Here is a 6,257-nt window from a genome sequence, read left to right as displayed (position 1 = left end):
GCCGACCCGGCCCCGGACGTCCCCGCCGAGCCCGTGCCGGCAGCCGTTCGCGTGGGTGGCCGCGCCCTGCGCCGCCGCCTGGCCCGCCGCGCCCCGGCAACCCCCGCCGCGAGCACCCGCCCAGCCGCCGACCCGGTCCCCAACCGCCGCGACCAGCGCGCCCCCCACCACCCCGCCCAGCGGTAAGGAAGGGCGCCTTCCCCCCCCGGACGCGCAGCGGCCCCGTTCACCTGCAGGTGAACGGGGCCGCTGCGTCAAGAAGGGCACCTTCTACCAACGCATGGCGTGAAGAAGGTGCCCTTCCTTCTAGACCAGGAAGTTTTCGAAGGCCCAGGGTTCGGTGTCGTCGCCGGTCTTCGGACGGAAGTTGGCGAACGGCTCGTAGTAGGAGCTGCGGGGGGTCCAGTCGGTGTGCACCGAGGGGACCGGGCCCAGGTACGGGTTGGCCACGTCGAGGACGGCCTCGGCGTCGAGGTCGTCGGGGACGCACAGGCCCCGGTTCGGGTTGTTGACCATCCAGTACACCGCGCCCAGCACCGACGCGGCGACCTGCAGCGTGGTGGCGTTCTGGTGCGGGACCAGGGCGCGCGACTCGTCGATGCCGAGCTGCGAGCCGACCCACCAGCCGTTGAGCTCGTGGCCGAGCAGGAGCACACCCAGCTCGTCGATGCCGCTGATGATCTCGTCGTTCATGATGCGCTGGTTGGTCTGCAGCTCGTAGCCGTTCATGTGGCACTCGTGCAGGCTGTTCAGCGCGGCGTCGGACGGCTGGTACGCGTAGTGCACGGTCGGGCGGTAGACCGCCTTGCCGTCCTCCCACACGGTCAGGTGATCGCTGATGGTGAACGCCTCGCCGTGGCGCACGACCATGCCGATGATGGGGCCGCCGAGCGGCACCCAGGAGCGGACCTTGGTGGTGATGCCGGTCTGGGCGAGGCAGATCTGGTTCTGCGGACCCGACTCGTGGGTGTACGCGTTGGCGGGCAGCTTGGGCTCGTGGGTGCCCCAGCCCATCTCGGCGGGCGCGATGCCCTCCTCGAAGAAGCCCTCCACGGACCAGGTGTTGACGAACTCGCCGACCTGCTTGGGCTTGTCGCTGACCTGGGTGTCGCGCTCGGAGATGTGGATCACCTTGGTGCCGGTGAGCATGCCCAGGGCCGCGAAGTCGCGGTTGGCCAGGGCCTCTTCGAGCTTGACCTTGCGGTCGGCGTCCAGCGGCTTGGGCAGGCGCTCGGGCTCCTTGAGCATCGCGGTGGCGATGTCCAGCAGCGCGATCTTGGCCCAGTGGCTGACCAGGCCGGGGTTCGCGCCGTGCTCGACGATCGCCGTCGGGCCGTCCTTCTGCCAGCTCTTGGCCCGCTCGCGCAGCTTCATGTGCCGGGCGTACAGCGTGCGCGACTGCGGGGTCGCGTTGAGCTGGTCGGCGTACGGGTCCCACTCCTCGACCGAGGTGTCGACGTAGAGGGTGCCGTGGCGCTGGCACCAGTCGATGATCACGCCGGTGTCGATGTTCCACGCCAGGTTGATCAGTACGTCGCCCTCGCCGACGTACTCGGCGAGCTTGGTCTCGATGTTCTCCGGGGTGATGCGCTCACGCACGTAGGTCGCGCCGGCGGCGGTGATCTCCGCGGCGGTGTGGGCGAGGTCCTCGAAGTCCATCACGGTCAGACGCGTGAAGTCCATGTCGACGTGGCGCAGCAGCAGGGGCTGCAGGCACTGCGACACCGAGCCGCTGCCGAGCAGGAGGATGCGGCCGCCGAAGGCGAGCTTGGGGATCGTGGTCACGCGTTGTCTCCGATACAAAACGTTGCTAATGGTGCAAAACCGTTGAATCCAACGGAAGAATACGTGGTGGTGTAGGCGCCGGTGCCGAGGATGTCGACGTAGTCGCCGGGTTCGAGGTCCAGGGGCAGCCGGTAGGGCGCCTTCTCGTAGAGGATGTCGACGCTGTCGCAGGTCGGCCCGGCGAGCACGACCGGACCGGTCGGCTCCCCGTCGCGTGCGGTGACCAGGCGGTACTGGATCGCCTCGCCCTCCGTCTCGGCCAGCCCTCCGAAGCGCCCGATGTCCAGGTAGACCCATCGGTGGTCATCGTCGTAGGACTTCTGCGACACGAGCACCACCTGCGCCCGCAGCACGCCCGAGTCGGCCGCGACGAAGCGGCCGGGCTCGATCGCCAGCGAGGGCCGGAACGGGCCGAAATGTCGCTCGACCGCGCTGTTGATCGCATCGGCGTACGCCTGGATCGGTGCGACCGGCTCCTGGTAGCCGGTGGCGAAGCCGCCACCGCAGTTGAGCAGGGTCAGCCGGACGCCGCGCTCGCCCAGTTCGCGGAACACCCGCGCCGCCTGGGCGATGCTCGGATCCCACCGGGACGGGTCCAGCTGTTGCGACCCGACGTGGAACGACACCCCGATCGGTTTCAGCCCGAGCGTGCGGGCTTGGTCAAGCAGCTCCACCGCCATGTCCGGGGAGCACCCGAACTTGCGGCTCAGCGGCCACTGCGCGCCGGCGCTTCCGGCCAGCAGGCGGCAGAAGACGGCGGAACCGGGGGCGTGCTCGGCCAGCTTGCGCAGCTCGGCCTCGCTGTCGAAGACGAACATGCGTACGCCGCGATCGTAGGCGTAGCGGATGTCCGCGGCCTTCTTGATCGTGTTGCCGTACGACAGCCTGCTCGGATCGGCGCCTTCGGAGAGGCACAGGTCGATCTCGGCAGGGCTCGCCACGTCGAAAGAGGATCCCAGCCGGGCCAGAAGCCTGATCAGTATCGGCTGGGGGTTCGCCTTGACCGCGTAGAAGACCTGGGTCTCGCGGAAGGCGTCGGTCAGGCGGCGGTACTGCTGCGCCGCGACCTTGGGATCAATGACCAGGTAGGGAGTCTCGCGCTGGTCGGAGTCGAGGAAGTCCTGGATCTCGCGGTTTCCTGCCGCGATCATGGTGACCAGGGTCTTGCCGTTGGTCATCGCCATCGTCTCGCTAATCCTCCAGTGAAAATGGTGAATGCGGCCCTTTGATTGCCGACGCTGGAGTCTAGGGCCAAATGGTGAACAGACCGCCTTCGGGATGCCGCGACGCACTGTGTCGATACTCATACTCCGAGTGGGTGACGCTCGGCCGCAGGCGTGAGCGGAGCCCCACCCGCGCCGCCGAGCAGCGCAGGTGGGGCTCCGGTGATCGACGCAGGTCAGGAGACCGTGATCTTGGCGTCGTCCACGCCCGCCTCGACGAGGCTCGCCGTGGACGCGTCGGCGGCGGTGATCAGGATCCGCACCGACTGGCCCGCGTACGCCGAGATGTTCCAGGTGCCCAGCGCCCACGAGCCGTTGCGGTTGCTGGCCGCGCCCGCCTGGGTGAACAGGATCGCCGTGCCCGTGTTGTGCACGATGGACACCCGGAAGTAGTCGGCGCTGGACGAGTTCGAGCCGTGCGCCAGGTACCAGTTCAGGCTCAGGTTGATCGTCCCGCTCGCGGGCAGGGTCACCGCCGGCGAGCGCACGCTGGTCACGCCGCCGTCGAGGTCGTAGTCGCCCGCGGCCGTGCCCGCCAGCCGCCCGGTGACCAGGTCGTTGGTCCCGGAGACGGTGGTGCCCAGCTGCTTGGCGCCGCTGGAGTTGGTGTCGCCCGGGTCGCCGCGCTCCCAGGCGCCGGTGGTGGCGGTGTCGGTCGCGCTCGGGTTGGTGGTCCAGCCGGTCGCCGTCTCGAAGGTGTCGGTCCACACCGCGGTGGCCGGGGTGCCGGTGGCCAGCGTCCAGAGGGCGTACGCGGCGGCGTCGCCGGCCCGGTTCAGCACCGTGTCGTTGATGTTGGCCGGGTAGGTGTCGCACGACGAGTGGTAGCAGGGGTCGTAGTCCCCGGTGGTGCCGCCCCACTTGGTGACCTGCGCCGAGGTCTTGTTGGCGCTCGCGCCGGCGGCCACGCCCGAGGTCTGGATGCCGACCGCGTTGAACGACGCGTCGTCGGAGCGCCCCGCGCCCTCGACGTTCTCCTCCGGGTTCAGGCCCGGGAAGTTCGCGTCGTAGTACGCCTTCAGGACCTGGCCGATACTGGAGGTGATCCGGTTGATGAAGTAGCCGCCGTTGGTCGAGCCGACCATGTCGAAGTTGAAGTAGCCCTTGATCTTGGTGCGCTCCGCCGCGGGCAGGCTGTTGGCGTAGAACTCCGAGCCGTTGAGGCCCTGCTCCTCGTCGGTCCAGAAGCCGAACCGCACGTGGTTGAGCATCGACGGGTTGGTCGCCGCGAGGGTGAGCGCGATCTCCAGCACGGTCGACGAGCCCGAGGCGTTGTCGTTGATGCCGGGACCGGCCGCGACGCCGTCGAGGTGCGCGCCGAACATGTAGACCGTGTTGGCGTCGCCGCCCGGCCAGTCCGCGATCACGTTCGGGCCCGCGCCGCTGGTGCAGCCCGAGGTGCAGTTCTGCTTGACCACGGAGAAGCCTGCCGCGACCAGCTTGTTGTAGACGTAGTTCACCGACGCGGTGTAGCCGGCGGTGTTGGACCGGCGGTTGCCGCCGTTGCTGGTGGCGATGGTCTGGAACTGCTGCAGGTGCGCCTTCACGTTGGTCAGTGAGATGTCCGGCGCGGCCAGGGCGAGTGCCGCGGCTCGCGCGGCGACGGGCGCCGGGGCGGCATCGGCGGCGGTCGCGGGGGCGGCCAGCGCGGTGCCCGCCAGGGCGAGCGCGAGCAGGGCGCGTTTTGCTGCGTAGAGTCGCAAGGCCTGACTCCTCAGGGGATCACAGGGTGTGCCGGGGGTTACCGGCAGGCGCAGACTAGCCATCGAAATGATTAATGCGAATAGATGGAAGTAGTGGTTGACCGTACCGTGACCTGTGCCCCGCACTGGCCTTAGCGATCGTTCAGTTACGCTGGACCGCGCATGATCGTCAGGGCGGAGGAGCGGACGATGGCCGAGCCGGTGCTCACCTACCGGGGCACGGTGTACCCGTGGCACTGCGACCACATGGGGCACATGAACGTCATGTGGTACGTCGGCAAGTTCGACGAGGCGACGTGGAACCTGTTCAGCACGCTGGGCCTGACGCCGGACTACCTCAGGTCGGCCTCGCGCGGCATGGCAGCGGTGGAGCAGCACATCGTGTACCAACGCGAAGTCTTCGCCGGCGACACGGTCTCCGTGCGCTCTGAGCTGCTGGAAGTTCGCGAGAAGGTGATCCGGTTCCGGCACGCGATGACCAACGCGTCCGGCGAGACGACCGCGGTCACCACACTGACCGCGGTGCACCTGGACACCGCGCACCGCCGCTCGTGCCCCATGCCCGCCGAGATCCTCGCCGCGGCGCGCGAACTGCTCACCTCAGCCGACGACTGACCGCCGCCGGGCCGGGCGGGCCAGGCCGGTCACGCGGGCCAGCGGGTGCGGGCGTGGGTGACGACGTCGATGACGAGCTGGAGCGAGGCCAGGCCGTCGGCGGCGGTGAAGGGCTCGTCCTCGCCGGCGCGCGAGCGGACAGCCCGCTCGCACAGGTCGGCCCACTGCGGCAGCACCTGCGCGGTGTGGTGCGCACCGCCGGTCTTCGTGGTCACCTCACCGGTCGCCAGCGTGTAATGCAGCCGGCCCGGCCCGGTCACCGCCCACAGCACCGGATCCGGCGGTATCGGCATGTCCGGCGGCAGCGCGGCGAACTGCGGCATGGCCCGCTCGGCGAAGCCCGCCCAGTATCCGGACAGGTTGTCCAGCAGCCACCGGCGCAGCACGCCCTCGTCGAGCGCCACCGCCGGCCGCTCGCCGAGGATCGGCAGTCCGTGGCGGGCCAGTTCGAGCCAGGTCACCGGGTTGAGCTGCCCGCCCGCCTTCGCGGGCTGGAAGTCGCCCGCCAGGATCTGCGGCGCGGTGTCACCGTCGACCGGCGGCGCGGCCAACTGCGCACGGGTCAGGTAGATGCCGTCGTAGACCGGGCCGTCCTCGGGCAGCGACAGGTGCGCCTTGGCCAGCCTGCCCAGTTCCTCGGCGGTCGGGACCCGATCCATGACCGCGACGAAGTCGATGTCGCTGCGGCCCGGCCAGTAGTCGCCCAGCGGCACCGACCCGGTCACGAACAGCCCCGTCACCAGCCCCCGCACCCGCTCGTCGAGCGCCCTGACATGCGCGGCGGTCACCCAGAGTTCCTCGAACACCCGCCGATTATGCCCGCGCCCGCGCCGCGTCGCCGTCCGCCGGCGGTCACCGCTCGCTGCAGTTTCGGGGAAAGTGCGGCAATGGCCGCGGGTATTGCCGCACTTTCCCCGAAACTGCACACGGC

The 6,257-nt window shown here is 69.6% G+C and carries 6 protein-coding genes; 2 read left to right on the top strand and 4 right to left on the bottom strand.

Annotated elements, in window-relative coordinates; all coding sequences use genetic code 11:
• Positions 1 to 186 (top strand): hypothetical protein (locus tag F9C41_RS41540; protein WP_230690070.1); only part of this gene is annotated, 186 nt, incomplete at its 5' end.
• A 120-nt stretch (positions 187 to 306) separates the two neighbouring features.
• Here F9C41_RS41540 and F9C41_RS27885 read toward each other — a convergent pair.
• The 3 genes from F9C41_RS27885 to F9C41_RS27875 form a co-directional block, all read right to left on the bottom strand.
• Positions 307 to 1,785 carry a saccharopine dehydrogenase NADP-binding domain-containing protein gene (locus F9C41_RS27885; RefSeq protein WP_155389817.1) on the bottom strand — a complete coding sequence of 493 codons (1,479 nt, stop codon included), beginning with the start codon at positions 1,783 to 1,785 and terminating at the stop codon, positions 307 to 309.
• Positions 1,782 to 2,969: a type III PLP-dependent enzyme gene (locus F9C41_RS27880; RefSeq protein ID WP_230690069.1), complete on the bottom strand. Its 1,188-nt coding sequence runs from the start codon at positions 2,967 to 2,969 to the stop codon at positions 1,782 to 1,784. The genes F9C41_RS27885 and F9C41_RS27880 overlap by 4 nt, the downstream gene beginning before the upstream one ends.
• A gap of 215 nt (positions 2,970 to 3,184) precedes the next feature.
• A complete protein-coding gene (locus tag F9C41_RS27875; RefSeq protein WP_155389816.1) occupies positions 3,185 to 4,774 on the bottom strand; it encodes a M28 family peptidase in 1,590 nt (529 codons plus the stop codon).
• A 99-nt stretch (positions 4,775 to 4,873) separates the two neighbouring features.
• On the opposite strand from F9C41_RS27875, the gene F9C41_RS27870 reads away from it, so the two are divergent.
• Complete coding sequence (locus tag F9C41_RS27870) at positions 4,874 to 5,326, top strand: acyl-CoA thioesterase (RefSeq protein WP_230690067.1); 453 nt, start codon at positions 4,874 to 4,876, stop codon at positions 5,324 to 5,326.
• A 29-nt stretch (positions 5,327 to 5,355) separates the two neighbouring features.
• Here the strand turns inward: F9C41_RS27870 and F9C41_RS27865 are convergent, their stop codons facing one another.
• Complete coding sequence (locus tag F9C41_RS27865; RefSeq protein WP_155389815.1) at positions 5,356 to 6,132, bottom strand: nucleotidyltransferase domain-containing protein; 777 nt, start codon at positions 6,130 to 6,132, stop codon at positions 5,356 to 5,358.
• Positions 6,133 to 6,257: the final 125 nt, after the last annotated feature.

Origin of the sequence: Catellatospora paridis, assembly GCF_009720365.1 — a bacterium.
Lineage (GTDB): Bacteria > Actinomycetota > Actinomycetes > Mycobacteriales > Micromonosporaceae > Catellatospora > Catellatospora paridis.
The sequence above is the reverse complement of the archived record's forward strand: the minus strand, read 5'-3'. Positions and strand labels throughout refer to the sequence as shown.